At 49.8% G+C, this 26,017-nt stretch carries 27 protein-coding genes, 1 tRNA gene and 1 pseudogene; 6 read left to right on the forward strand and 23 right to left on the reverse strand.

The genetic code is table 11. The annotated features are described in order from the left end of the window. Positions 1 to 42 precede the first annotated feature (42 nt). Together AB7C91_RS01930 and AB7C91_RS01935 are read left to right on the forward strand one after the other, a co-directional pair. Entirely contained in the window at positions 43 to 699 is a 657-nt protein-coding gene (locus AB7C91_RS01930) for a 6-phosphogluconolactonase (protein WP_332448396.1), read from the forward strand. Beyond that, positions 696 to 2,048, forward strand: coding sequence for a glucose-6-phosphate dehydrogenase (locus tag AB7C91_RS01935; RefSeq protein WP_332448395.1), 1,353 nt, complete (start codon positions 696 to 698; stop codon positions 2,046 to 2,048). The genes AB7C91_RS01930 and AB7C91_RS01935 overlap by 4 nt, the downstream gene beginning before the upstream one ends. Here AB7C91_RS01935 and AB7C91_RS01940 read toward each other — a convergent pair. From AB7C91_RS01940 to ileS, 8 genes are all read right to left on the reverse strand, one after another. After that, positions 2,032 to 3,510, reverse strand: coding sequence for a hypothetical protein (locus AB7C91_RS01940; protein ID WP_428588867.1), 1,479 nt, complete (start codon positions 3,508 to 3,510; stop codon positions 2,032 to 2,034). The genes AB7C91_RS01935 and AB7C91_RS01940 overlap by 17 nt on opposite strands. A 3-nt stretch (positions 3,511 to 3,513) precedes the next feature. Continuing rightward, positions 3,514 to 4,629: an ABC transporter ATP-binding protein gene (locus AB7C91_RS01945; protein ID WP_332448393.1), complete on the reverse strand. Its 1,116-nt coding sequence runs from the start codon at positions 4,627 to 4,629 to the stop codon at positions 3,514 to 3,516. A gap of 15 nt (positions 4,630 to 4,644) precedes the next feature. Beyond that, positions 4,645 to 6,447 carry an iron ABC transporter permease gene (locus AB7C91_RS01950; RefSeq protein ID WP_332448392.1) on the reverse strand — a complete coding sequence of 601 codons (1,803 nt, stop codon included), beginning with the start codon at positions 6,445 to 6,447 and terminating at the stop codon, positions 4,645 to 4,647. Positions 6,448 to 6,509: 62 nt separating this feature from the next. Further along, positions 6,510 to 7,667, reverse strand: coding sequence for an ABC transporter substrate-binding protein (locus AB7C91_RS01955; RefSeq protein WP_332448391.1), 1,158 nt, complete (start codon positions 7,665 to 7,667; stop codon positions 6,510 to 6,512). A 175-nt stretch (positions 7,668 to 7,842) separates the two neighbouring features. Continuing rightward, positions 7,843 to 8,835, reverse strand: coding sequence for a tryptophan--tRNA ligase (gene trpS, locus AB7C91_RS01960; RefSeq protein ID WP_332448390.1), 993 nt, complete (start codon positions 8,833 to 8,835; stop codon positions 7,843 to 7,845). Positions 8,836 to 8,851: 16 nt separating this feature from the next. Next, positions 8,852 to 9,040 (reverse strand): FmdB family zinc ribbon protein, encoded by a 189-nt coding sequence (locus tag AB7C91_RS01965; RefSeq protein WP_332448389.1) that lies wholly within the window; start codon positions 9,038 to 9,040, stop codon positions 8,852 to 8,854. 22 nt (positions 9,041 to 9,062) lie between these two features. Beyond that, positions 9,063 to 9,947 carry a hypothetical protein gene (locus AB7C91_RS01970; RefSeq protein ID WP_332448388.1) on the reverse strand — a complete coding sequence of 295 codons (885 nt, stop codon included), beginning with the start codon at positions 9,945 to 9,947 and terminating at the stop codon, positions 9,063 to 9,065. Positions 9,948 to 9,951: 4 nt separating this feature from the next. Continuing rightward, positions 9,952 to 13,080 (reverse strand): isoleucine--tRNA ligase, encoded by a 3,129-nt coding sequence (gene ileS, locus AB7C91_RS01975; RefSeq protein ID WP_428588873.1) that lies wholly within the window; start codon positions 13,078 to 13,080, stop codon positions 9,952 to 9,954. A gap of 123 nt (positions 13,081 to 13,203) precedes the next feature. Here ileS and AB7C91_RS01980 point away from each other — a divergent pair, with 123 nt between their 5' ends. Then, a complete protein-coding gene (locus tag AB7C91_RS01980; protein WP_332448386.1) occupies positions 13,204 to 14,568 on the forward strand; it encodes a CCA tRNA nucleotidyltransferase in 1,365 nt (454 codons plus the stop codon). On the opposite strand, the gene rnc is transcribed toward AB7C91_RS01980, so the two are convergent. The 12 genes from rnc to AB7C91_RS02040 all read right to left on the reverse strand — a co-directional run bounded on the left by rnc (position 14,535) and on the right by AB7C91_RS02040 (position 23,280). Beyond that, positions 14,535 to 15,281 (reverse strand): ribonuclease III, encoded by a 747-nt coding sequence (rnc, locus tag AB7C91_RS01985; RefSeq protein WP_332448385.1) that lies wholly within the window; start codon positions 15,279 to 15,281, stop codon positions 14,535 to 14,537. The two genes, AB7C91_RS01980 and rnc, sit on opposite strands and share 34 nt — an antisense overlap. Positions 15,282 to 15,295: 14 nt before the next feature. Further along, on the reverse strand, positions 15,296 to 15,535 hold the full coding sequence (gene acpP / locus AB7C91_RS01990) for an acyl carrier protein (RefSeq protein ID WP_332448384.1): 240 nt from the start codon (positions 15,533 to 15,535) through the stop codon (positions 15,296 to 15,298). Positions 15,536 to 15,557: 22 nt separating this feature from the next. Then, positions 15,558 to 15,743 (reverse strand): 50S ribosomal protein L32, encoded by a 186-nt coding sequence (gene rpmF, locus AB7C91_RS01995; protein ID WP_332448383.1) that lies wholly within the window; start codon positions 15,741 to 15,743, stop codon positions 15,558 to 15,560. Between the two features lie 60 nt (positions 15,744 to 15,803). Further along, positions 15,804 to 16,304: a pantetheine-phosphate adenylyltransferase gene (coaD, locus tag AB7C91_RS02000; protein ID WP_428588879.1), complete on the reverse strand. Its 501-nt coding sequence runs from the start codon at positions 16,302 to 16,304 to the stop codon at positions 15,804 to 15,806. Next, on the reverse strand, positions 16,301 to 16,789 hold the full coding sequence (locus tag AB7C91_RS02005; protein ID WP_332448381.1) for a hypothetical protein: 489 nt from the start codon (positions 16,787 to 16,789) through the stop codon (positions 16,301 to 16,303). Before AB7C91_RS02005 ends, coaD begins: the two co-directional genes overlap by 4 nt. Before the next feature lie 102 nt (positions 16,790 to 16,891). Then, entirely contained in the window at positions 16,892 to 17,248 is a 357-nt protein-coding gene (gene rplS, locus AB7C91_RS02010; RefSeq protein ID WP_332448380.1) for a 50S ribosomal protein L19, read from the reverse strand. Then, positions 17,235 to 17,987 carry a tRNA (guanosine(37)-N1)-methyltransferase TrmD gene (trmD, locus tag AB7C91_RS02015; protein ID WP_332448379.1) on the reverse strand — a complete coding sequence of 251 codons (753 nt, stop codon included), beginning with the start codon at positions 17,985 to 17,987 and terminating at the stop codon, positions 17,235 to 17,237. The genes rplS and trmD overlap by 14 nt, the downstream gene beginning before the upstream one ends. Further along, entirely contained in the window at positions 17,984 to 18,490 is a 507-nt protein-coding gene (rimM, locus tag AB7C91_RS02020) for a ribosome maturation factor RimM (RefSeq protein WP_332448378.1), read from the reverse strand. The genes trmD and rimM overlap by 4 nt, the downstream gene beginning before the upstream one ends. Position 18,491: 1 nt before the next feature. Continuing rightward, positions 18,492 to 18,725 (reverse strand): KH domain-containing protein, encoded by a 234-nt coding sequence (locus AB7C91_RS02025; RefSeq protein ID WP_198890115.1) that lies wholly within the window; start codon positions 18,723 to 18,725, stop codon positions 18,492 to 18,494. Positions 18,726 to 18,741: 16 nt separating this feature from the next. After that, complete coding sequence (gene rpsP, locus AB7C91_RS02030; RefSeq protein WP_332448376.1) at positions 18,742 to 19,008, reverse strand: 30S ribosomal protein S16; 267 nt, start codon at positions 19,006 to 19,008, stop codon at positions 18,742 to 18,744. A 25-nt stretch (positions 19,009 to 19,033) separates the two neighbouring features. Continuing rightward, positions 19,034 to 20,368, reverse strand: a complete 1,335-nt coding sequence (gene ffh, locus AB7C91_RS02035; RefSeq protein WP_332446713.1) for a signal recognition particle protein — start codon at positions 20,366 to 20,368, stop codon at positions 19,034 to 19,036. Positions 20,369 to 20,430: 62 nt separating this feature from the next. Next, on the reverse strand, positions 20,431 to 23,280 hold the full coding sequence (locus AB7C91_RS02040) for a chromosome segregation SMC family protein (RefSeq protein ID WP_428588884.1): 2,850 nt from the start codon (positions 23,278 to 23,280) through the stop codon (positions 20,431 to 20,433). A 79-nt stretch (positions 23,281 to 23,359) separates the two neighbouring features. Between AB7C91_RS02040 and AB7C91_RS02045 the strand changes: the two genes are divergently transcribed. Continuing rightward, positions 23,360 to 23,983: a ribonuclease HII gene (locus AB7C91_RS02045; RefSeq protein WP_428588887.1), complete on the forward strand. Its 624-nt coding sequence runs from the start codon at positions 23,360 to 23,362 to the stop codon at positions 23,981 to 23,983. Here AB7C91_RS02045 and AB7C91_RS02050 read toward each other — a convergent pair. Beyond that, the gene (locus tag AB7C91_RS02050; RefSeq protein ID WP_332446716.1) at positions 23,971 to 24,429 is read right to left on the reverse strand and encodes a GNAT family N-acetyltransferase; all 459 of its coding nucleotides are present in this window, start codon (positions 24,427 to 24,429) and stop codon (positions 23,971 to 23,973) included. The two genes, AB7C91_RS02045 and AB7C91_RS02050, sit on opposite strands and share 13 nt — an antisense overlap. A gap of 56 nt (positions 24,430 to 24,485) precedes the next feature. Then, positions 24,486 to 24,728 (reverse strand): DUF3276 family protein, encoded by a 243-nt coding sequence (locus AB7C91_RS02055; protein WP_332446717.1) that lies wholly within the window; start codon positions 24,726 to 24,728, stop codon positions 24,486 to 24,488. A 120-nt stretch (positions 24,729 to 24,848) separates the two neighbouring features. Here AB7C91_RS02055 and AB7C91_RS02060 point away from each other — a divergent pair. Then, a tRNA-Gly gene (locus AB7C91_RS02060) sits at positions 24,849 to 24,919 on the forward strand. Positions 24,920 to 25,105: 186 nt separating this feature from the next. Here the strand turns inward: AB7C91_RS02060 and AB7C91_RS02065 are convergent. Beyond that, positions 25,106 to 25,495: a hypothetical protein gene (locus AB7C91_RS02065; RefSeq protein WP_428588891.1), complete on the reverse strand. Its 390-nt coding sequence runs from the start codon at positions 25,493 to 25,495 to the stop codon at positions 25,106 to 25,108. An 86-nt stretch (positions 25,496 to 25,581) separates the two neighbouring features. Here AB7C91_RS02065 and AB7C91_RS02070 point away from each other — a divergent pair. After that, positions 25,582 to 25,938 (forward strand): annotated as a pseudogene (locus AB7C91_RS02070) (transposase); the annotation flags it as partial. Between the last annotated feature and the right edge of the window lie 79 nt (positions 25,939 to 26,017).

Genomic DNA, 26,017 nt, shown 5'->3' on the forward strand with positions numbered 1-26,017 from the left:
TCCTACTATTCCCCTTCCTTTTCTTTGAGTACATTGTGAAGTATGAATACCATACGATTGGACCATGCATCACAGCTAGCCTCATTCACCAAAGAAGATCTGGCCGGATTGGCCGCCTCCAAGGACGGGTTCTTGCATATCGCGTTGCCGGGTGGAAGAAGTGCGGCCTATCTGGTTCAGGGGTTGTTGCAGTTGCATGATCAGATTCTGCGACGCGTTCGCCTGTATCTGGTTGATGAACGACTGGAAGGAGAGCGGAACCTGGATACACTGCTAGAAGCGGGGCTTGGCCAGGCCATAGCAGCGAAGCGTATGTCCATGGATCAGATTCGCATTCCGGTTGTCGGGGAACGCTTGTCGGATACCGGCTTTGATCGTGTATACTTGGGAGTGGGAGAAGATGGGCATATCGCTTCACTATTCCCCGGTTCCTGGCCTGATGCACGTATTGATCAGGTGATTTTGGTTGAGGACAGCCCAAAACAGCCCAAACGGAGGGCGACGCTTTCCTATTCGGGACTGTCAGATCTGACGAAAAGGGCCCGGATCCATTTGCTTTTTCTTGGCGAAAGCAAAGGTGAAGCGCTCAAGCGCTTTGGAAAAGGGGTGGAAACTGCCGAGACACTCCCCTGCGCCTTCTTTCTGGAGTACCGGAACCAGACAACGATCATCACCGATCTCAAGGAGGAAACAACATGAAACGAATCATCATCCAATATGGGGGCACCGGTGATCTTGCCCTGAAAAAACTCTATCCGGCCTACCAGAACCTGATGGAGAAAGATTTTTCTTTCGAAGTCCTTGCGTTGGGCCGACGGTATGCAAATCGACAGGATTTCCTTTCCAATCTGGTCGATCCCCAGGCTCCTGCAACCTTCACTGATCATCTTGATTACCTGTATTTTGATATGGATGACGATAAAGCAGTCTCCATCCTTTCCGCTCGCCTGCAATCGATGATCGAAAACCAGAATGAGGTGGAGTTCATCTATTATCTGGCCTTGCAGCCTTCCTTGTATGAACAAGCGATACACCAGATCAAGGAAGTCGACGGCTCGCTTCAATGCATGTGCACCCTCACTAAAAAGATTGTGGTCGAGAAGCCGTTTGGTTTCGATTTGCAAAGCGCCCAACGATACAATGAGATTCTGGAAAAGGCATTCACGGACAAGGAAATTTTCCGGGTCGATCATTATCTGGGCAAGGAGTTCATGCAGAATCTTCTTTTGATGCGTTTCCATAATGATATCATCCGCCGAATCTGGGACAACCGGACGATCGAATCCATCCAAATCATCTTCGATGAAACGCATGGTGTAGACCAACGTCTCGGCTTCTACGAAAAGATCGGAGTCGTACGCGATACGATCCAAAACCACATCATGCAGATCATCACCTACCTCACCATGAGTGAACCTGTCTCGCTTTCCCCTGAGGATATCGCAGTGGAGAAGGAAAAGGTACTACGCAGTATATCTCCCATCAGTGAATTCCATATGGGACGGTATGAATCGTTGGGAATGAACAGCGGGCATATTGTACAAACCCCGACGTACGCGGCCTTCAAACTCTTTGTAAACACCTACTATTTTGCGGACATCCCCATTTATGTTCGCACAGGCAAGATGCAAAAGGATGCCAAATCCTTGATCTACATTAAATTCAAGAATCTCACCAAGCAGGTGATGCATGATCCGAGTATTGCGGAGAACGGGGTAATCATCACCATTCATCCGGAACTTACCATCGACATCAGCATGAACCTCAAGATGCCCAATACCAGTTGGAAATCAAAACCGGTTCGATTCAGGTTCAACCAGAGCGAAACCTTCGGGGCCAACACTCCCGAAGCCTATGAACAAATCGTCCAGAAGATACTCACTGCCGACAAGAGCCTCTTTCCGACGATGAAGGAGATTTCTGAATCATGGAGAATTGTCCAACCGATGCTCTCTGATGACCTTCCGGTGGAAGTCTATCCGATCAGGACCCTTCCCCGCTTTGCGGCGCAGATGGCGAAGGACAACGACTTTACGTGGTTTGACTGATTTGTTCCTGAATTTCCAAAATCGAGGCGGTCACCTGCAATCCCAATGATTGGTTTGCGGCGATCACCTCAAAGCGAACAAGCGAATCCTCACTTTCGCTGATGCGTTGGAATACCTGAAACCACTGGCTTTCCAAGCTGAGATCAGCATGAATGCCATGACGGTACAGCAGAGCTCCATAGGAAAATCCGTCTGCATCCTCTGTAATAATTTCAGCGTGCATCGATTCCATGGCTTGTCGGACTTGATTAAGAAAATGGGATCGTTGCTGAGCATCCTTGATAGTCACAGCCCATTCACGCTGACGAAAAAAACTGTCTGCAAGGGCTCTGGCCTGAAAGAATCGTTGCGGGTTATTCTGGTAGGTCTTCAACACCATCAAGGTAAAGAAGATGGTGTTCTCACTGGGAATAAAACCGCCCCCGGCTTGGGGAAATTGGTAGTAATAGTGCGCTGACTCTTCGGCGGCACAGAAATAGGTTCCACTGGTATGAAGCCGCGCCTTGATGACCGAGTGCCCATTCCGGATAAGGGCGACCTTTTTTCCTTCCTGTTGCATGGCATGCAGAACAACCGGGGAGGCTTTGACATCAAGCAAATACCGGGGATTGGATGAGAAGGTCTGCAGGTGCTGCAATGCATCTGAAATCGCCCAAAGCACACAGGAAGGAGGCAGCTGCCTTCCTTCATACAACAGATCCATGCGATCACCATCACCATCATAGGCGAAAAGCAACGGATGAGGATGGGTTTTGAGATAGTCATGTGCATCCTGCATACTCTTCGCAATACCTGGATTCGGGTCTCCTGCAGGAAACGAACCGTCAGGAGTCTGATGGAGTACCTCATACGAGACACCTGCTTGGGTGAGCGCATCCAGTACGGCAGATGCATTGCTCCCATGCAGAAAATCACAGGCGACGTGCATGCCAAAGAGGCTGTTTTTCCCCAGACCCGCCAGGTGCAGGGAATATTCGGTGAACGAAGCAAGATCCTCAAGCTTTTCCCGTCTGCCTCGGGGGCACACGGGATACAATGTCGTTTCTCCCTCAAAAAGTTGCTGAATCCGTTTCAGTCCCCCATTCGGTCCGCTTCCCATGCTGATCGGAAGCAGATCCTTGCCGACGATCTTCATCCCAAGATAGGAGCCTGGATTATGGCTGGCGGTCACCATGACCCCGCAGCTGTGGGGATGCTGCATACAGCTGTAATAGAAATGGCAGGTGCCGATCGGCTCTTCGTGGATGAGCACATCCATGCCTGCTGCCTGCATCTCGTTTTGCAGGACAGAGAGCAACCCTTCTCCACCCAACCGGGCATCTCTGCCCAACACCACAGTCTGTGCACCGCAATCCTGGGCAAAATACTCAGCGACGGCGCATGCCAGGCGGTTTTTGGTTTCTGCATCGAGCAGTTCCCTCGCAAACCTGATATCATGAGCCTTGAATATGGCTGCATCCATTTTCTAGGCCTTGCTCAAGGTGCCTTGGCCAAGATTGTTGGAATCGACCTTGTCGAACAGGTTGAAAAGCCCCTGACTGAAGGATAATCCAACGTGTTTTCCCACCTCAAAATCGAGGTCTCCAAACACCACCGAATGCAATCGAATGCCATCCATATCCAATGCAACGATAGTCTCCATTCCAGAAGGAAGGGAGCTGAGAATGGTTGCATCCACCAGGGAAGCATGTTCGGTGATGCTGATGTGTTCCGGGCGTAATCCCAGTACCACAGCCTGTCCGGTATGTAGTCCAAGGGTTTTTTCACTGGTGAACTGCAATACAATTCCTTCCGTCAGACGAATCATCTGCTCAGTACCGTCGATCACCGTCCCTTCGACGAGGTTGATGTTGGGCGATCCGACGAAATCTGCGGTGAATGTATTTGCAGGTTTTCGATAGACCTCCAAAGGCGGTGCGTATTGCTGCATATATCCGTTCTTCATCAGGCAAACCATGCTGGAAAGGGTCATGGCCTCCAATTGGTCATGGGTGACATACACGAATGTGGAATCTGTTTCCCGGTGCAGTCGTTTGAGTTCCGCACGCATTTCCATACGCAATTTGGCATCAAGATTGCTCAACGGCTCATCCATGAACAGGACCTTCGGCCCGGTGGCCAAAGTACGGGCGATGGCTACCCGTTGCTGCTGTCCGCCGCTGAGTTCTGCAGGATACCGTGCAGCAAATTCACCTATCTTGAGCATGTCAAGCAATTGCTGGACACGATCGTTGATCTGATTCTTCGGCCATTTCAGATTCTCCAAACCGAATGCAATGTTCTTGTAAACGGTCATATGGGGCCAGAGTGCATAGTTTTGGAACAAGAATCCCACATCACGTTTGTCGGGAGGCACATCGATGCCGTTCAGAGAGGAGAACACCACACGATCATTGATGACGATCTCTCCTTCAGTGGGAGTCTCCAAGCCGGCGATCATACGCAACGTTGTCGTTTTTCCACAACCCGAGGGACCGAGCAAAGTGACGAAGGAACGATCTTCTATCACCATGTTCAGGTCATCAACGGCTATAAATTTTCCGAATTTCTTGGTTACGTGACGTAATTCTATTTTTGGCATTGTTGCAGACTCCTCTTAGTTGTTGCCGATTCCCTTGTCGATGGATGCCCCGGTCAGTTTATTGATCAACAGATTGAAGCTGACGACGATGACGACAATCATCAGGTTTATGGCATTCGCATATTGGTTCCAGCCCTTTTCATTGTACTGGAACAGCAATGTGGTGAGTATCCGGGTCGAAGGGGATACCAACAGAATGAACAAGGAAAGTTCACGCATGCAGGAAATGAAGGGGAGCAGATATCCGCTGATGAACGTAGTTTTTTGGATGGGAAAAATGATCCGGGTCATCCGTTTGATCCACCCCACTCCCAAAATGGTACCCGCTTCCTCGATTTCCCCTGAGAGTTGCAGCATCGCATTGATGCCGCTGCGTGAAGCAAAAGGAAGGTATTTTACTGCACCTACGATGACCAACAACCAGAAGGAACCGTAGAGAGCGGGGATGAACCCACGCTGAACGGCGAACATCGAAAGGAAGATGGCACCAAAGGCCATGGAAGGCATGAGGTACGGAAAGAAGGTCAGATTGTTTACCCAGGTGGCAAGGCGCGATCCCCGCTTCTTGGCGATGGCATACCCGCTGAGCATACCCACCGTACCTGCAATCAGACTGATGATCACCGAAAGTTTTATGCTGTTCGTCAGCCCAAGCCAGATGGATGGATTGCGTAGAATCCCCGGTTCGCTGTTGGCGATGTCGGCTCTTCCCGCCCCAATCCAGAACTCTGTGGTGAAATTGGAAAGAGAATAATCGCCGGGTGCCATTATAAACGATTCGATGGCAAAGGATACAAGGGGAAGGATGGCGATCATCAAGAGGATGGCAACCAACACAATGGACAAGGGGGTGCGTACCCTGCGCAGATTCACCAAACTGATATTCGAACTTTTTCCAGTGATGGTGGTGTAAGATTTCCTTCGCCCGGTGATCCATTGATTGAGCATCAGGATTCCCACACCGATGATGATCATAACCAATGCCATGATGTAGCCGTACCCGGGGTTCATCCCATTGAGGGTCCGGTACATTTGGGTGGTGAGGACCTGAAAACGGACGGGACTGCCCAAGAAAGCAGGAACGGCGAAGGCACTCATGGTTGAGGAGAATACCAACAGGAAGGTGGAAAGCAATGCAGGCCGAACAATGGGGATGGTGACTTTCTGCATGATCTGCCACCGGTTTGCGTGCAACAACATTGCTGCTTCCTCCAGGTTTGCATCCATATTGCGCAGGATGCCTCCGATGAGGATATAGGCAAAAGGTGCATAGTGAAGACCTTGGACGATGACAATGGGAAACAAGCCGTAAGCAAACCAATTTGGAGTCTCGATCCCGGTAAAAACGGTAAACAAGCCCGGAGCTCCACCTATTCGACTGTTACGGAAAAAATTCAGCCAAGCCATGGCGAGGGTCCATGCCGGCATGATGTACGGAAACACGAATACGGTGGAAATGAATCCTTTGGCACGGATATTGGTTCTAGTCACCGTCCAGGCAAAGAATCCACCGATCAGGATGGCGAGCACACAGGAAAGGAATGCCACCACCATGGTGTTTACAAAAGGTTCATAAAACGTTTTTTGGCTGGTAACGCCGCTGGCAAACAGTTTGGTCCAATGATACAACGTGAAGGTCCCGACACCTTGTTTGACAAAGCGGGCTTCCGAGGAATGTACCGTGAATGTGTCGGATATGATGGTCAGCAAAGGAACCATGGTCAGATACCCAAGCACTACCAACAGGACCAAGAGAATGATATTATGTGGTTTCTTCAGATACGAAGCGAGCTGATTGAGTTTGCTCTTTACATTCATGCGAAGCTTTCCTTACAGACTGGCCTGCAGAATATTCCTGCAGGCCTTTGGATAATCACGAATCAATAGATGTACTGGTTCAGGAATTCTTCCACCTCGGCGCGATGGTCGAAGCAATAGGAACCTTCCTCTTCAACCAACAGCGGTTTCCAGACGGCAAACGGATAATCGATGTCTTCCTGGATCGGGTTGTTCGGATTGGCACTGTAGGTACCGCAATCCGACCCCCAAGGAGCGAAGCCTTCCTCGGTGAAGAGATATTCAATGAACAGTTTCGCAGCATAGGGATGCGCTGCACTCTTCACCATCAGGGCATACAGACTGTAGTAGAAACCGGCAAACGGCTCCATATCCATTGCGGGCTTGAGCGCAAGGTTCTTGCTGGTAGCATATCGGGCTTTGGAGAACACGAACAATCCTACCGGAGGAAGATCACGTTTTGCATTTTGGCCCTTGATACCCACATTCTCTGCAATGGTAGTGTCACTGGTCCCGACGATGAGATCATTTTCATAGATTGCCTTGATCCACTCATATCCTGCATTCTTGGTGGTCAGCACGATATCCTTGCCGAAATAGGACTTGTAGGCGTCTGCAATCTTCTTCGACCAATACTCATTGGTGATCATGGTCAAGAAATTCGCATTCACACCTTCCTGGAACGGGTTCTTGAATTGTAGCAGGCTCTTGTATTTCGGATCTGCAAACTGCCAGATATTGTAATACGGACTCTTGTCGATACCCTCGTCATTATAAATGAACACCTTGTTGATCGCGAATGCTTGGAGAGGATTCTGCATGCTCTGTGGAATCACATCCTTCAGGGTCGGCGGCACATAGTTGTACAAGTAACCAGGTTCCATCAGTTCACCAACCAAGCGACCGGCATCCTGAGCGAGTACGAAGTCAGCACCGACTACCTTGGCTTGTGCTTCCTTGGCCACTTTTTCGATCAACTCGAAATCCTTGAGGTTGGAACTCTCTACTTCGATTCCATACAGTTTGGAGAAACTTTCGGCAGCCTTTGCAATTCGGCTGGTCGTCGCATAGACGACAACCTTTCCTTCGGCTTTCGCCCGGCTCACCAATTCATCATGCGTCAACACCTCTTCCACTGCTGCAGCAGCGGAGGGGGCAGGCGCAGCTTCCTTTGTTCCGGTTGCAAATACAGTAACCGGGAACAGGGAGACGATCAGCAAGAATACAAGCAGTTTTCTCATAATTCTCTCCTTTTGAATTTTGTATACAATACCCACGTGTTTTCACTATAGCATTGGTTTATAGAGAACAAAAGCAAAGAATATTAAGATTTTAACTACAAATTTACGAAAAAAATGCCACCACTACGAGATAATTGCTCTCGGAGCAGTGGGTTTTGTATACAGAACCGCTTGTTCAGATCAGAACATGCATCTTTTCCTTGATTTTATCCAAGTTCTCATTACCAATCCGGTTCGCCTTTCTGGTCCCTTCCACAATCAGATCACGGACTTCACTCGTATGTTCCTCATAATAGGCCCGCTTTTCACGAATCGGATCAAGCAGGGTGTTCAACACTGCATTCAACCGCTTTTTGCAGGCGACACACCCGATCTGAGCGGTCCGGCACATTTCGCCGATTGAATCCGACTCCTCTGGATTGAATACGCAATGGTACTTGTAGACATTGCAGATCTCGGGGGTTCCTGGGATCTTGATGGTTACCCGTGCAGGATCGGTCACCGCATTGCGCACCCGTTCCCAGACCATCTCAGGAGTATCGGACAAATAGATGGCATTGCCCAGACTCTTTCCCATTTTGGCGTTTCCGTCCAAACCGCTGAGCCTTCCGACCGCACTGAGTTTGGCCTGCGGTTCCACAATGGAAGTCCCGTACAGGTCGTTGAACTTCCGTACAATCTTGCGGGCAAGTTCAATATGGGGAATCTGATCCTCGCCTACCGGGACCAAGTCGGCATTGCAGAACGTAATGTCTGCCGTCTGGCTGACCGGATACCCCAAAAACCCGTAGGTAAGGTCGGCATATCCGTAATTTTTGGCTTCCGTCTTGATCGTAGGATTGTGCCTGAGCTGGTTCACGGTAACAATCATGGAATAGAATACCGTCAATTCGGCAATTGAGGTAATCTGGGACTGTTGCACCAACGTCACCTTGGCAGGGTCAAGGCCTACGGCAAGGTTATCGATGGCAACATCATAGATGCTGCTGTTGATCAACTCAGGTCGCTCGAAATGGGTGGTCAAGGCCTGTACATCCGCAAGCAGAATGAAAGTTTCATAGCTGTCCTGCAGCTCCACCCTGCTCTTCAAGGATCCAACGTAGTGACCGAGATGCAGTTTCCCGGTTGTCCGATCGCCAGTGAGAATCCGTTTCATCTTTGTATCCACGCTTCCCTCCGCTTCGCTACGCTTCTTCGTGCTCTGAGACTTCAGCCGTCGACTCACTTACAGATGTGGAGGGAATGTTCACCCGCATCATCGTATGCTCCATGTTGCAGGAAGGACATACTGCAGGAGCTTCATGCTTGTCCAAGGATTGGACCAGTTCCACCCGTGCTTTGCACAATTGGCATTCGTATTCATAAGAAGGCATGCTTTACTTTCTCCTCTTTGGCTTACAGCAAGCCGGTCAGACTTTGTTTGATGAGCTGAACCTGCTCTTCACCAACATCCATATGTTTGATCGTGACTAGATCATCCTCAATGAAAAACATCTGCATCAAATCCGCGATCTTAAAGGGAATCCTATCCTTCTTCAGTCGCGCAAGATACCCGCTCCGTACCATTTGCGAAAGCGTGTTTGCCAGCTTTGGGGTGTCCATGGAAATATATGCATCCATCGTATACCCTCCCTCACTTTTCTGGTCGAACAACAACAGCATCTCTTTTGCCTGGGAGATCACCGTCTGGGAAAGATCCAGTCCGAGGTCGAAAAACGTCTGGGGCTCGTACGCATACACGGCGATGGCGGCATTCGCCATCTTCGCTGCCTTTTGATCATCGATCAACACCTTTTTGGCGGCAACCTGTTCGAAAGCTTTCTCATAGGATGCATTGGTGAAAATCAACGTGTTATTCTTCGGTGCATACAACGAGAAATCACCATCTTTCCTGCTGAACCAGGTCAAGCCGTTGTCCGAATGCTCCTGAGTAAACTCTCTGGCGTACATCATGCCGGTATTCACCAAGAACCGGGGATAATCGCCATCGACCACTCCATACATCGCTATCTGGTCAAGACCAAGTGGATAGGCCTTAGAGGCGCTGGTCAGTGCAAGGGAAATCCGTGTAGAACGTTTTGCAAACTCCTGCAGACTGGGAAAGGCCATATTCACCGTCTTCTGTTCCTTGACGGCATCAACCGTCACCACGATGGTACCCTTTTCAGCCATCCCTTGGAACTCATAATACGGCCTCTGTCTTGGTGCCAAGGTGGCACAGGAAGACAGAAGCAGTACTATACCCAAAAGTGGAATTCCCAGCCTTAGCAGAAGCTTCATTCACTCAATCCTTCTCGACGGACAACCTCACCACATATTCGCCGCATTCAATATTCTCAGTAGAGAGTGTACCAAAGCGAACCGAATTGGACAACGTCTCCTTTGCGATGGTCTGAGCATAGTGCTCGAATACACGAGCGATCATCTCATCCCCATCCCAAGTCAAACGGATCCGGTCGGAAACCTCAAATCCGCTTTCCTTGCGCAGATTCTGGATCGAACGGATGATGTCCCTGGCAATGCCTTCCTCGAGTAATTGCTCGGTGACTTTCGTATCGAAGCCGACGGTAAGCATACCATCATTCAATACCTTCACCCCTTCCTTCTCGGTTCTCTGGACTATGATCTGCTCGGATCCAATCGCCACTTCCCCCTTGCTGTAGGATAGCTGATGGGTGTGTCCGTCCAGGATGGAAGCTATCAGTTTCCCTCCGAAACCGGCGATCATAGCAGCGACTTCCTTCATATCCTTGCCCAAGGAACTTCCCAACACCTTGAAATTCGCCTTGGCGCTGTAATCAACCAATGCGGATTCGTCCTGCTGCAGCTGCACTTCCTTGACATTCAATTCTTCTGCAATGATCTCCTGCATAGAGGCAAGGATCTTGCGGTCCTCCTCATTGCGATCGACCAAATACAGGGTTTGCAGCGGTTGTCGAATCTTCAGGTTGTTCGAGGCACGCAGAGCCCGTCCCATGGCGATAGCCTTCTGGGTCAAGGACATCTGATTTTCCAGTTCGAAATCGCGCTGTCCCTCCTGATACTCAGGGTAATCACACAGATGGATACTCTCACACATATCATCGGTCTTGAGGTTCAGATAGATTTCCTCAGTCGTGAACGGAATGATCGGAGCGGCCACTTTCACAAAGGTCATCAATACCTTGTAGAGAGTGTCATACGCCTGTTTCTTATCCGTATCGCTTTCACCTTTCCAGAACCGACGACGGCTGCGACGGATGTACCAATTGTTCAGTTCATCGATGAACGGCACGAAATTGGAACATGCTTTCTGGATATCATAGGCTTCCAAGGCATTCGTCACATCCTGGACGAACCGTTGGGTCGCACTGATGATCCAGCGGTCCATCGGATTCTCCAGCTGCTCATACGCCGTCTCGGAAGGAACATACCCATCGATATTCGCATAGGTGACAAAGAACGAATAGGCATTCCAAAGCGGAATGATCAGGCTCTTGAGTACTTCCTTGACCAGGTCCTCGCTGAATTTCAGATCCTCGGCACGGACTACCGCACTGTTCATCAAAGCAAAGCGCAGAGAATCGGCACCATACTGGCGGACCATGTCCATCGGATCGGTATAGTTGCGTTCACTCTTGCTTAATTTCTTGCCTTCGGCGTTCAACACGATCCCGTTGGTGATACAATGGGTGAAAGCCGGCTTATCCCATAATCCCGCCGCAATGACGGTAAGGGTGTAGAACCAGCCCCTCGTTTGGTCCAGTCCTTCACAAATGAAATCAGCAGGGAAATGCTCTTCAAAGTATTCCTTGTTCTCGAACGGGTAATGCAATTGTGCATACGGCATGGATCCGGATTCAAACCAACAGTCCAGCACATCGCCGATTCGGCGCATCGTGCCTTTCCCATCGGGGCTGGGCCAGGTCAAATCATCGATGAAATGCTTGTGCAGGTCATCCACCTTCTTGCCGCATTTTGCTTCCAATTCAGCTCGACTTCCAATTACTTCAATGTAGTCGCTGCCGTCACACTTCCAGATGGGGATCGGATTTCCCCAGAACCGGTTCCGACTGATCGCCCATTCCCGTGCCCCTTCGAGCCACTTGCCGAAACGGCCGGCCTTCAGATGCTCAGGAACCCAGGTAATCTGCTCATTGGCCTTGAGCATCGATTCCTTGATTTTCTCGACATCAACAAACCAACAACTCAATGCACGATAGATCAGCGGTTTTTTGGTCCGATAACAGAAGGGATAGGAGTGCAGGTAATTCTCGCGTTTGACCAACAGATCGTGTTCCTTCAAATAAGCGATGACATCCTTGTCGGTATCCTTGACGAAGCGACCTTGGAAATCGGGCACTTCCTGGGTGAACTTGCACTCCTCGTCCACCGGACATACCACAGGGATTCCGGTGCCCTTCAGCACCTTGTAGTCATCCTCGCCGAATCCAGGGGCAGTATGTACGATGCCGCATCCATCTTCGGTGGTTACGTAATCACCGGTCACACATACGAACGCACCTGTATCAAACAAGTGGGCGAAATACGGGAACAGCGGCTTGTAGCGCATCCCCTTGTAGAAACTTCCCTTCTGCTCGTCCACGATCTCATAGGTGGCGGGATCCTTGTAATAATTGCCCAAACGAGCCTTACCGAGAATATAGAAGTTCCCATCGGTCTTGTCATGGACCTTCACATAGTCGATGTCCGGACCAAACGCAAGAGCAAGGTTGGAAGGAAGCGTCCACGGCGTGGTCGTCCATGCCAGGAAATAGGTATCTTTCTGCCCTACCACGGCAAAGCGGACCGTCACGGCTTGGTCGACCACATCCTGATATCCACCGAGATTCACTTCAAAATTGGAAAGCGGACTGGCCAAGGCCGGGCTGTAAGGAAGGATATTGTAGCCTTCATAGATGAAGCCCTTCTCATAGAGGGTCTTGAACACCCACCAGATTGATTCCATGTAGTTGGTATCCATCGTGCGATAGCCGTGTTCCCAATCAACCCAACGTCCCATACGATTAATCGTGGACTGCCATTCACTGGTATAGCGCAACACAATCGAGCGGCATTGTTCGTTGAATTTTGCCACCCCATAATTCACGACATTTGAATAACCGCTGATACCCAGCGTCTTCTCCATCTCGTATTCCACCGGGAGTCCATGACAATCCCACCCGAAGCCACGCCTGACCCGTTTGCCTTTCATGGTCTGAAAGCGAGGGATTGCATCCTTGATGGTTCCAGGAACCAAGTGGCCGAAATGGGGAAGCCCGGTCGCGAACGGAGGGCCGTCATAAAAGACGTACTCATTCTCTTCAGATCGTGTCTCGATCGACTTTTTGAAAATATCCTCTGCCTGCCAGAAAGCCAGAACGTTCTCTTCCATCGCAGGGAAATCCACTTTGGTATTTACTGGACGAAACATACGCACTCCTTGAATTTACACAATCGCATGAGTGCCATTCTATTCATATCTGGCGTAAATGACAACCTTTACAGAAGGATTTTCCCCGTTGACCTTCAGCCTTGGGCGCGTTACTGTCTGATTATGCATACCTTTCCCATTCCGCCTGTAATCAAGCGATTTGCAAAGCAGTTCAAAGCATCCGGTTTTTCCCTGTACATCGTGGGAGGAGCCGTTCGCGATCATCTCCTTGGCCTGGAAAACGAGGATTATGACTTTACCACCGATGCCCTTCCCGAGCAGGTGATAGGTCTTTTTCACCATGTCATACCGACCGGTATCGAACATGGGACCGTAACCGTTCATTTTGAGCATCAGAGCTTCGAGGTCACCACCTTCCGTAGTGAAGGCGATTATCGCGACGGCAGACATCCGGATTCGGTGACCTTCATCCGCAGCCTTGAAGAGGACCTGAAGCGGAGGGATTTTACCATCAATGCATTTGCCGCCGACTGCGAGAGTGGAATCATCATCGACCAGCATGAAGGATTGCAGGACCTCAAGCATAGGGTGATCAGGGCGATCGGGGATGCGTCTCAACGCTTCTCCGAGGATGGGTTGAGAATTCTCAGGGCCTGCCGTATCGCCGGCAAGCTCGACTTCTCCATAGAAGCAAACACCCTTGATGCCATGCAGGCCAAACGAGAGGGACTGAGGATGGTCAGCAGCGAGCGGATTCGGGATGAATTATTCAAATTGGTACTTTCCGATCATCCATCCAAAGGTTTGTACTACCTCAAGACATGCCGGTTGCTTCCGATCGTGCTCCCTGAACTCGCTGCGGGGGAAGGGATCGAACAGAAAGGGATGCACCACCAGGATGTGCTGGATCATGGTATTGCTGTTTGCCAAGCATCGGTGGCGCTCACCGGTCGACTGGAGGTCAGACTCGCCGCATTGCTGCATGACATCGGAAAAAGTGAAGTGGTTTCCTATCATGCACAGCGGAATACGTTTTATCAACATGATGTGGTCGGAGAGAACCTGACGAAAACGGTGCTCAAGCGCTTGAAGGCAAGCAACGAGCAAATCCAGCAGGTCTCTCATCTGGTTCGTCATCATATGTTCGCATACCAGAGCAATTGGACCGACAGTGCGGTTCGCCGTTTCATCACCACAGTGGGAAAGGATGAGATCGGAGCCTTGTTCGTCCTCAGAATGGCAGACCAGATAGCAATCCACGGCAAGGCGGACATACGGCTTCTGGAGGAATTGGAAGGACGGATCCGAACCATCATCGAACAGCAGGACGCACTCTCCATCAAGGATCTTGCTATCAACGGCAACGACCTGATTGGACTCGGCATTCCTAAGGGAACGCGCATCGGAGCCACCCTTTCCTATTTGCTTGAGACCGTATTGGACGACCCAAGGCAGAATGAGCGGCAACAGTTGCTCCAGCTGGCAAAGGCGTATCAGTCGTTCTTGGACTCAGCGAGGCAGTCGTAAGCAAGTTTGGCAGCCTGTTGTTCGGCTTCCTTCTTGTTTCCACCCCGTGCAGGGCCGAAAATGCGTCCGTTGACGTCAACTTCGACAAAAAACGTATAGTCATGCTCTGGGCCGGTTTTCTTTACCAACCGATAGGAAGGAACCTTACGCCAACGCTTTTGCATATATTCCTGCAAGCTTGTCTTGTAATCGCGGTGGTAATCATCTTCCAGCACAGCCCGGATCTGCACTTCCAAGTTTTCCATGACGAAACGCTTCGCCGCTTCGAACCCGCTGTCCAGGTAGCATGCTGCGAATAAAGCTTCCATGCAATCTGCAAGCAGGGCCTTCTTGGTCCGTCCTCCGCTGTTCTCTTCACCTTTGCCGATCAAAAGATACCGATCGACATTCAGCTTGCGGGCGACGACGGCAAGACTGTCTTCACTGACAACGACGCTTTTGATTTTTGAGAAATCCCCCTCCTGTTTGGCGGGCAGATTTCTGAAAAGCCAATCGGCGACGCAAACACCCAGGACACTATCCCCCAAGAATTCCAAACGCTCATTGTTGTCAACAACTTCGAGCGTCTCATTGGCATAACTACGGTGGGTGAATGCAAGGTTGAGCAGTGCGAGGTTTTGTATGGAAATATGGCTGTCTGCAATGAATGCAAGAAGCTCCCGCTCTCTAGCTTCAGAGATGGCGGGAGCTCTTGTGAAGAGAGTGCTCTCCATAGAACCGATTAGCCTTAGAGCTGGGTGGCAAGGAAATCTACAGCATCCTTCACAGTTTCGAACTCATTGGCCTTCTCGTCAGGAATGGAAATACCCAGTTCCTCTTCGATGGCATACACCAACTCATAGGTATCGAGACTGTCGGCTCCAAGATCCTTGCGGAAGGAGGCCTCCATGGTGATCTTGTTCTCATCGATCTCCAGCTTCTCTGCAATCAAAGACTTTACTTTCTCAAAAACTTCCTTGCTATCCATCTCGCTTCTCCTGAAATATTACTTATTTGTCCTGCAGCTCGATGACCTGCACTCCACGATAAAATCCGCACTTCGGGCAGACACGGTGAGGGAGGACCATATTCCCACAGGTACCACAACGGGAGAGTGTGGGGGTCGCAAGGCGCATGTTTGCTGCTTTTCTGGAAGCGGCACTAGCCTTTGAAGTCTTATATTTGGGTGTTGCCATGTTGATATCCTCTTATGCTACACAAAATTTTGACACGTTTGCAAGAATAACGGAAAACCCCTAAAGCGTCAACAACTTGATACGTTTTCTCATCATTTGTACGACCAATGGGGGAACCATCGGCGAAATGTCGGCCCCATAGGCAGCCATTTCCTTGATGGCACTCGATCTCAGCTGAAAATACTTGGGGCTGGTGGGGAGAAAGAGCACTTCAAGCGATGGGTTGAGCTGCTTGTTGGTCATGGCCAGTTCGAACTCGTAACCGAAATCGACCAACGCCCTGACTCCGCGGATCATCACTCCCACCTCATGCTCTCGAGCGAAATCCACGACCAATCCGCGATAACTGACCACCTCTATGTTCTGATGCGATTGCAGAATCTGCCTGAGCATCTCCATGCGTTCATCGGGAGTAAAAAGACACTGCTTCTGCACGTTGTCGGCAACCACTACATAGAGCTTTTCATACAAGCGGGCACTCCGCTCTATGATGTCGATATGCCCATTGGTCGGTGGATCGAAAGATCCGGGAAGCATGGCAGTCCTGCTGTTTGCACTCATTGCTTGACGGTCTCCACATATTTCTTCATTTTTTCCAGCGCCTCGGCATTTTCCCAGACGATGCGTTTGACGAAGGTGAACGTACCATCCTCATTCTGCTGAACCACTGCAAAGGTACCGCGGCCTATATAACTGATCTTCTGCGAATCGGAAAGCTGTTCCTCAGCCTTCAATTTTTCCAATACACAGTCAAAGTGACAGAATCCGCCTTGGGGATGGGTCATGGCACTGGCAATGACATCAATGACCTGTCCGCAGATGATACACGTGTCCAGAGGCTCAGTTACCTTTTTCACCGGAACCTGGGGAAGATTACTATGGTAAATTCTCCGTGCGGGATCGGGCAGGAGGGTGTTTTTCGGCTTGGACGCACCTTCCTTCTGCACTACCTTCGCTTTGGCTTGCTTCTTGGAACGGTTGCGTTTGTCACGCTTCCTCTGGTTCTTGCTCAGCACGTTTTCCTTGCTTTTTTTTTCAGCTTCCATCCTCTACCTCATGCGTTTCAGACTACCCTCTTTTCCCAAGATGGGCAAGAGTGCAAAAAAAGGACGGCAAGCTGCCGTCCCCCGGGTGCATGAATGATGCCCTTAGGCATTCTTCTTGCGGATGAGCTCCTTGACCTTTGCCTTCTTGCCGACCTTGCCTCTGATATAGTAGAGCTTTGCTCTTCTGACACGGCCTTTGCGGATGACTTCGATCTTTTCGATACGGGGAGAATGCAAGGGGAAAATCCTTTCCACACCCACTCCGTAGGAGATCTTCCGGACAACAAAACTTCTCCGGATTCCACCATTGTTCTTGGCAATGACCAGGCCTTCAAATACCTGGACACGTTCATTGGTACCTTCAATAATCTTGAAATATACCTTTACGGTATCACCAACGCAGAAATTCTCTGCATTTTCCTTCATCTGTTCCGACTCAATAGCCTTAATAACATCCATCGTCTACGGTCCCCTTCGCACTATGTTCTTTCAATGCATTCAAAATCTTTCTGGAGTGCGCATCCAAAGATGCCGTCTCCAACAGATCCGGTCGATTGGACAAAGTCTTCTCCAACCGTTTCTGTAGTCGCCAGTGGCCAATGTTGGCATGATGTCCGCTCAATAATACAACAGGGACATCTTTTGAGCAATAGGTCTCAGGCCTTGTATACTGGGGATATTCGAGCAGATTCTGAGTGAAACTCTCCTCGGAGAGAGACTCGCTGCTGATCACACCGTCTATCAGACGATAGATTGCATCGATCAAAACCAAGGTGGAAACCTCTCCACTACTGATCACATAATCCCCAATGCTGATCTCGTCATCAACATATAGGTCGATCACCCGTTGGTCAATCCCTTCGTAATGACCACAGATGAAGACCAATTCGTCTTCCTTGCTCAGGCTTTCAGCATACTGCTGTGTGAAGCGTTTCCCGGAAGGAGATGCATAGACCACCCGTTTTTCCCTTGCCTGGATGGAATCGAGAGCCTTGCAGAGGGGATCGCATTTGATCACCATCCCTGCACCCCCCCCATAGGGTACATCGTCACAACTGAGATGTTTGTCCGTAGCAAACCGGCGGAAGTCGATGATTTCATACTCGACGTTGCCGCTCTCTACAGCACGCTTCATGATCGAATTCTTGAAAAACCCTTCCACCATATCAGGGAACAGGGTGACTATCTGTATCTTCACGCAAGAATCCAGGGAGCCTTCAACTCGATCGTTCGATTCTCGAGATCGACAGCGCCTACAAACTCCGTCAAATACGGAACCATGTAGAGCTTGTCGTCATTCCCTCGAACCTCAAGCAACACAGCCTGAGCACCGTCAATACTGCTGACTACCTGAGCGACCTGTTTCCCTTCGTGCACCATGGCACAACCAATCAGGTCGGCTACGTAGTACTGGCCTTTCTTCAGCGGGGCTGCCTTGCTCCGTTCCACGATAATATGCTGCCCATTCAAAGCCCTGGCATCCTCCGGTGTATCATAACCGGCGAATTTCATCAGGGCTTGGGAGCCGAGCATTCTGAAATGTTCAACAGCAATGCTCTGCTCCGATCCATCCTTTGCACGCAGAATTACTACCTTGAGTTTCTTCAGGTAGGAACAATCGTCGTTATGAGGATGGATCTTCACCTCTCCGTTGACCCCGAACGGGCTCATTACGGTTGCAGTCCAGAGCATTGGTTCCATATCAGTCCAGAATCTCCAGCACGGCACGCTTTCCACCTTTGGTAGCCGAGGCACTCAGGATGGTCCTGATCGCCTTCGCAATGCGGCCTTGCTTGCCGATCACCTTGCCGACATCCTCGCTGGCTACCTTCAGCTCAAGAATCGTGGACTTCTCGCCCTCGATTACATTGATGCTGACTTCGTCAGGGACATCAACCAGTGATTTCACAATGTATTCAACAAGATCTTTTTCCACAACTATCTCCTGGAACTTATTCCTGGGAAGTTCTGGCTACCGTAACACCACTGCGGTTAAGCAGGCTCTTCACCGTGTCGCTGGGCTGTGCACCCTTGGCAAGCCAATCCTTGATCTTTTCAACCTTCAATACTACCTGCTGGTCCTTTTCGGCCAGAGGATGGTACTGTCCAACCTCATCGAGGGTGCGGCTCTGGGTGTTTGCCCTGGAGTCCATCACTACGATTCGGTAGTCAGGTCTCTTCTTGCTGCCAAATCTCTTCAGTCTCATGCTTGTGCTCACGTCAATTCCTCCTACGAATTCAACTCTACATACCCATCTGTTTCAGCATTGCAGCCTGGTATTTTTTATTTTTTGCCAACTTCTTCATAGTAAGTCGCATTTTCTCAAACTTCTTCAGCAGCCGATTGACATCGGATACGGCGGTACCGCTACCTGAGGCAACCCGCTTGCGTCTCGACGGTCCCATTATATGGTAATTCGTCCGTTCCGCATAGGTCATCGACAGAATAATTGCTTTCTCCCGACGAATTTCCGCTTTATCGATATCATCTTCACTGATCTGGCCTTTCGCCCCTGGAATCATTTCCAACAGCTGTTCAACCGAGCCCATTTTGTCCATATTGTTCAATTGGTCCAGATAGTCCTGCAGGTCGAAGGTGTTCTTCGCCATCTTCTCCTGCATCCGCATCGCTTCCTGGGCATCCATTGCGTCCTGGGCTTTCTCAACCAGGCTTACAATATCACCCATGCCAAGGATTCGACTGGCGATACGCTCAGCATAGAACGGCTCAAGATCTTCGATTTTCTCGCCTACCCCGATGAACTTGATGGGCTTACCCACCACCGATCGGAGCGAAAGGGCGGCACCACCCCGAGTATCACTGTCGAACTTGGAGAGCACCACCCCGGAAATACCGACCTTCTGCTCGAATTCCTGAGCAATGGTCACTGCGTTCTGACCAGTCATCGAATCGGCGACGAACAAGGTTTCATCCGGTTTAAGGGTATCCCGAACCCGCTGGATCTCATCCATAAGGGTTTGATCGAGGTGCATCCGTCCGCTGGTATCGACGATCAGGATATCCCGTTGATCCTTCTTTGCTTGGGAGAGCGCAGCCTTGGCCACTTTGGAAGGATCCTTCTCCCCTTCTATACTGAATACAGGAACACCGACAGCCTCGCCGAGTACCTTCAACTGAAGAATTGCGGCCGGGCGCACCAAGTCAGCTGCAACAAGCATCGGCCTGCGACCCTCTTTCTTGAGGCGTGCTGCAAGCTTCGCGCTGGTAGTGGTTTTACCACTGCCCTGCAGACCCATCATCAGGATGACGGTCGTGGTATCGGGGCCTTTGAGTGAAAGCTTCTGATTCTCCTCATCCCCGAGCAAGGCGACCATACGGTCATATACGATCTTGACGAACTGCTGTCCGGGATCGACCGCTTTGAGGACCTTCTCGCCGAGTGCTTCTTCCATCGTGCCGTTGATGAAACGTCTGACGACCCTCAGGTTCACGTCGGCATCCAAGAGGGCTACCTTGATTTCCTCAACGGCCTCTTGGATATTCTTCTCGGTTATCTTGGATTTGCCGGCAAGCGTTCGCATGATGCCGGAGAACTTATCGCTTATTGAATCAAACATTACCTTACTCTATTGTTAATTTCACTCAAGTTACATCTTATACCGTACACCAGACTTTTCTGTCAAGGCTTGGCTTCAGAGCTTCCATTTTCATCAAAGGTTACTTCCTGTTGGGCATCATTGAGGATGACCTGTTCCCCCTCTATCCTCCCGATCCGGTAACTGACCATCGTAGAGACCCCCGCTTCCATCTGGGTAACGCCGAGCAATGTCTGGCTGCCCATGACGGTATGCTTGTTATGGGTGATGATGATGAACTGGCTTTTCATCGCAAACTCCTCGAGTACCGAAAGGAAATATCCGATATTGCGGTCATCGAGCGCAGCATCGATCTCGTCGAGGATGCAGAACGGAGACGGCTTGACCAGATAGGTGGCGAACAGCAAGGCCACGGCGGTCATCGAGCGTTCCCCGCCGCTGAGCAATGAAAGATGGGTCAGTTTCTTTCCCGGCGGTTGGGCCAGGATGTCGATCCCGCTCTCAAGGACATTCTGCTGGTCGACCAAAGAAAGTTCGGCACGGCCTCCTCCGAACAACCTGCGGAACATTTCCTGGAAATTCTGGGAAATCTGCTTGTAGGAGGCGAGAAACAATTCCTCACTGCGCATCTTGATCTGGAGCACCACGGCATCCAGATCCGACTTGGCCTTGTACAGGTCATCAAGCTGCTTGGTCAAAAAATCATACTGTTCCTTGACTTCTGAATACTCCTCCTCGGCCATCTGGTTGATGTATCCCATCCCCTCGATGTTTTTCCTGACTTCTTCCAGCCGAACCTTGAGTACGGGAATGTCAACGATTTCATCTGTCAATCTGCCCTCAAACTCCTTGAGGCTCTTTCCGTAATTCTCAAAGAAGGATGTGTATAGGTTCGACACATTGCTGGCAAGTTGTTCTATCTGCAAATCCAGCTTGTCTTTTTCACTGCGAAGGGTCTGCAGGGCCTCGTAGTCTGCGTTCTTCTGCAGTTGCTGGGCGCGTATCTCCTCACTCTGTGCATCGATGACAGCGATCAGATCCTTGAGATCCACATTCAGGGAAGCGATGCGTTCCTTGGTCGCCTTCACTTCAGCTTCCACCGAACGGATATCCTCCTGCGTCTCGTAGATCCGCTGCTGGGCAGTCTCACTCAGGTTGATCGCATCCTTGTATTGGTACTCCTGTTCGGTGACCGATCGCTGGAGCTTGACCACCCATTCCTTTGCTGCGCTCTTCTGGGACTGGATCTGGTTCATGGCAAGCCGTTGGTTTCCAATAGCCTCCTGATATTGTTCAATCTGCCCGGAGAGCCGTTCATTCTCCTCTCGCAGATACACGATCCGGTCACGGTTGGTTTGCAATTGCCTTCGTACATTGAGCATCCGTTCATCCACCTGATGCTTCTTGGCAATGGTTCCTTCCGGCGAAATCAATTCATCAAGGAAGGTAGGTTGCATCGCTTCATAGGAATTGAACAGTGTCTCCAAGGAGGACAGGCCGTCGAGGATGCTCTGTTGGAAGTTCATCTGCCGTTGGGCGATATCTTCTCCTTTCAGTGTGGTACGGGAAAGCTGGGATAAAAATTGCTGTTGTTCCTCGATGCGGTGCTTCAGGTTCAGAATGCCTTCAACAACCTTGCTCCTTGCCAGGCGTTTCCCCTCCAAATTGTATCCGGTCTGGGCAAGCTTCTGTTCCAATTGGACGACGATGACATCACTCAATTCTTTGATCTGAAGCGTCAATTCCTCCAGAAGGGCATCGAGTTCGCGGTTCTCCTGCTCGCGCTTGGCAATTTCATCCTGTTGGCCGACCAAAAGAAATCGGGTTTGTTCGATGGCTTTTTGGTTTCGCTCCAGATCATCCTGGATCTGGGTGATGGAATCCTCCAAATCCTCGATATCCGAGAGTTTTTGGTCTATCTCGCCGGTATCCCGTTCAATATGTTCCTGAATCACCTGTGCCCGGGAAAACGCTTGGTCTTTCTGGAGCAGAAAATCCCGAAAACGCTGGGTAAGCAGTTCAAGTTTGTCCGCCTTGCCTTTGATCGATTCATCCAGTCGTTGCAATTCCGTTTGGATTTGGATGCGTTGCGAACCCAGACTGCGAAGCTGGTCTTGCATCGCTTCAATTTTCTCATCGCCTTGGTTCAACAGGCCCTTCTTTGCCTCATACTCCTGCTCACAGCGATCCTTGAGTTCTATTTTGTTCTCACGCAGAAGTATATAGGATTTCAACGTGGAGAGCTGGATATCCACTTCCAGGGAAAACTGTTCCCGCTTGAGTTCGCGATAGGAGACGGCTTTTGCCGCTTGGTTCTTCTTTGTTTCGTAATTCCGTTTGACTTCCTTGAGGATGGTTTCAACCTGCAGGATGTTCTCATCGGTTTTCGCCAACTTTCGCTCGGCTTCCTGGCTTTGAACCTTGTATCGGGAAATGCCTGCAGCTTCCTCAAAGATATACCGGCGATCCTCCGGTTTTGAGGAGAGGATCTGGTCGATCTTCCCCTGTTCCAGAATGGAATAGGCGCTTTTACCCACCCCGGTATCAAAGAACAACTCCCGGATATTTTTCAATAGGGCGCGGTTACGGTTCAGATAGTATTCACTTTCCCCGTTACGGAAGATCCTGCGTTTGATCTCCACTTCCGCATCATCTAGGGGGAGGTGGTGTTCCTCATTGGAAATAACCAGGGTAACCTCTGCCACCTGCAGGGGTTTACGGGTATCGGTCCCATTGAAGATCACATCCTCCATTCGTCCGGCACGGAGCGTCTTGGTCGATTGTTCACCGAGCACCCACTTGATTGCATCCACAATGTTGCTTTTTCCACATCCATTGGGCCCCAATAGGCTGGTGATTCCATCGGCAAACTCCAAGTTGACCTTGTCGGCAAAGGACTTGAAGCCATAGATCTCAAGGCTCTTTAGAAACAAATTACACCCTCTTTCCGCTTGACGCTGTATTGTGGCGATTATAGCATAGGATGACTTGGGAAAACAGTAGGAGTACGAAATGGATCAAGAGCTCTTTCATCAAGAAGAACCGAAGGTGATCTGCGGTCTGGATGAAGCCGGCAGGGGGCCGTTGGCAGGGCCCGTTGTAGCTGCGGCGGTCATCCTGCCGGAAATTTTTCCGTTCTCTGTACTTGGTGATTCCAAGGCTTTGACGGAAAAGCAGCGATTGGAAGCAGAGATTATTATCAAGGAAAAGGCCCTGTACTGGGCGATCGGAATTGCTACGGCGAAGGAGATCGATCGTATCAACATTTTGCAAGCTTCCCTATTGGCTATGCAACGGGCGTTTGGAAAACTGCAAAAACAGGTAGCTATCGACTTGGCTTTGGTGGATGGCAACCAAAAACCGAATCTCGATTGTCCTACCAAGGCCATCGTCAAAGGTGACGCCACCGTCGCACAGATTATGGCAGCTTCTATTTTGGCAAAAAACCAACGTGACCGCTATATGGTTTTATGCGATGAGAAATGGCCGTTGTACCAATTTTCCAAGCATAAAGGGTATCCGACTGAGGAGCACCGCAAGGCTTGTCTTCTGTACGGCCTCTCTCCGATTCACCGAAGGACCTTCCATATAGCCTTGAGCGGGAAACCGGAAACTAAGCAGGCTCAGCTCTTTTGAAGCGATTTTATCATCGGGGTGAATCTGATCCCATTTACTACCCTTTCTTCAGACTGGGGGATGAATCCAAGTTTTTCATAAATGCCCACCGCAAAGGGTGAAGCGTTCACCGACAACTCTGCAAACGTCGAACAGGTCTGTTGTGCGACCTCCATCAGTTTTCTTGCCAGTCCCCTTTGTTGATACAGCGCATCGGTGAAGAGCAAGGCGATATGATTGCCGTCACGTATTTCAATGCATGCCACAATCTGCTCTTCCTCCCATATCCCGAATGCGACACTTTGGTTTTGCAGCCGTACTGTCATTGCATCCGGACGAATGTATGCATAAAACTGCGCTCTGCCTTCAGCTGAGTATCCTGGAGCAATGAATTGGTCGAATACGCGGCGAACGAAGGACGAGACTTCCTCTACTTCCTGTATAGTTATTGCCCGAATTTCCCTCATTGCGCCCTCCAAGAAAAATGAGAGGCAGCCAAGCAGACTGCCTCAGTGTTTGCAACTTATTGTTGCTTGCTGTTCTGTTTGATGAAATCCAAGGATTTCTGCAATTCTTTCAAAAATTCACCAAGGTCTTCCTGATAGACGATGATTGATTGTCTGATGAATCGGTCACTGTCAGGAGTGCCTTTGCTTTCGACCATATTGAGGAACATGTCCCCATAGATGTTCTCTTTCACGTTAAAGAAATAGGTCCTGTCATTCTTGACAAGCCTCGTTGAATACACTTCTCCACGCTGTCCCACGCTTATTATCCTCGCTTCACTAATCTGAGGTACTTGTAGCAATGTTTTGCCATCTCTGTCAACTGGAGGTACTTGACGAAGATGGGAGAATCAATTATAAAAAGGAACGTATTTGCGACTGCGCCTATCGTATAATGGTATTACCTCAGCCTTCCAAGCTGAAGAAGCGGGTTCGACTCCCGTTGGGCGCTCTACAACAAATCCCTTATAGATAAGGGAATAGCAAACCCACACCAAAGCGTGTGGGTTTTTGTTTGGCTACTGTTGTCAAGCTCTAAATACAGAGAATTGTACTTATCTCTTTCAGCCAAAGATATGTGTACATTTTGGGGCACACCCATGCGCCACCCGGTGGCTTGCAGATTCCGTGAACATTACTATATTTTAGTTACAAAAGGTATGTGAGTTTCTTGGAACGAGAGGTAGTTGCAGCTGCCTCTTTCCTTTTTTGACCTGTCAATCTCCTTCATTTCCATCTTGATTGGTTCAGGTAGATAATCAAACAATTCTGCAAGCTTATGGTACTGGGGTCTTCTTCGGAAGCCTGCAAGACCTTGTTGCATGGTGAACTCATAGATTCCATTGTTTCTCACCAGGATGTAGCTCAACTGGATCATCTTCTTAGCTCCTGTGACAGCTGCAACAGGCTTGCCCTTACCTCTCAGTCTCAAATGCTCGTATCTTTCTGAAAGCAGGTTGCATTCTGTTATTTTTAAAACACCCCAAGCCGCCTGGATGATGTTCCTTCGGATGCACGTGTTGCCCATATGGGATATATGACCCTTGCTTACCCTAACCTCCTTTCCGAGTATCCGACATAGTTCACGTAACTGTCGGGGGAGTCAAATCGGGAGCCGTCACCGAGGAGGAGGCGCTGCAGAGCCTTGAGGACTTCGGCAAATCTTGGAATTCCAAATATCTCATGATCCAGAAGCCATGGGAAACCCATTGGGAGGATCTCGTGGAATTCTTCAAGTACTCTGAAGAGATCAGGAAAATCATCTATATCACCAATGCCATAGAATCCATGAACTTCTCGCTGCGCAAAGCAACGAAAAACCGTGCGGCACTTCCTACCGATGAATCGATCTACAAGATCATGTATCTTGCAATAAACAAGGCCTCGAAGAAATGAAGTATGCCAATCAGGAATTGGGGTGTCGCACTCAATCAGTTTTCTATACTGTTTGAAGGAAGAGCAAAACTATAGAAAATCATTTACACAAAACTATTGACAGGCCCTCGTACGATAAGAATCAGGGAAACAATTGAGTCCCTACGGATTCCCA

It is taken from the genome of Sphaerochaeta sp. (assembly GCF_050256055.1).
Taxonomy (GTDB): Bacteria; Spirochaetota; Spirochaetia; order Sphaerochaetales; family Sphaerochaetaceae; genus Sphaerochaeta.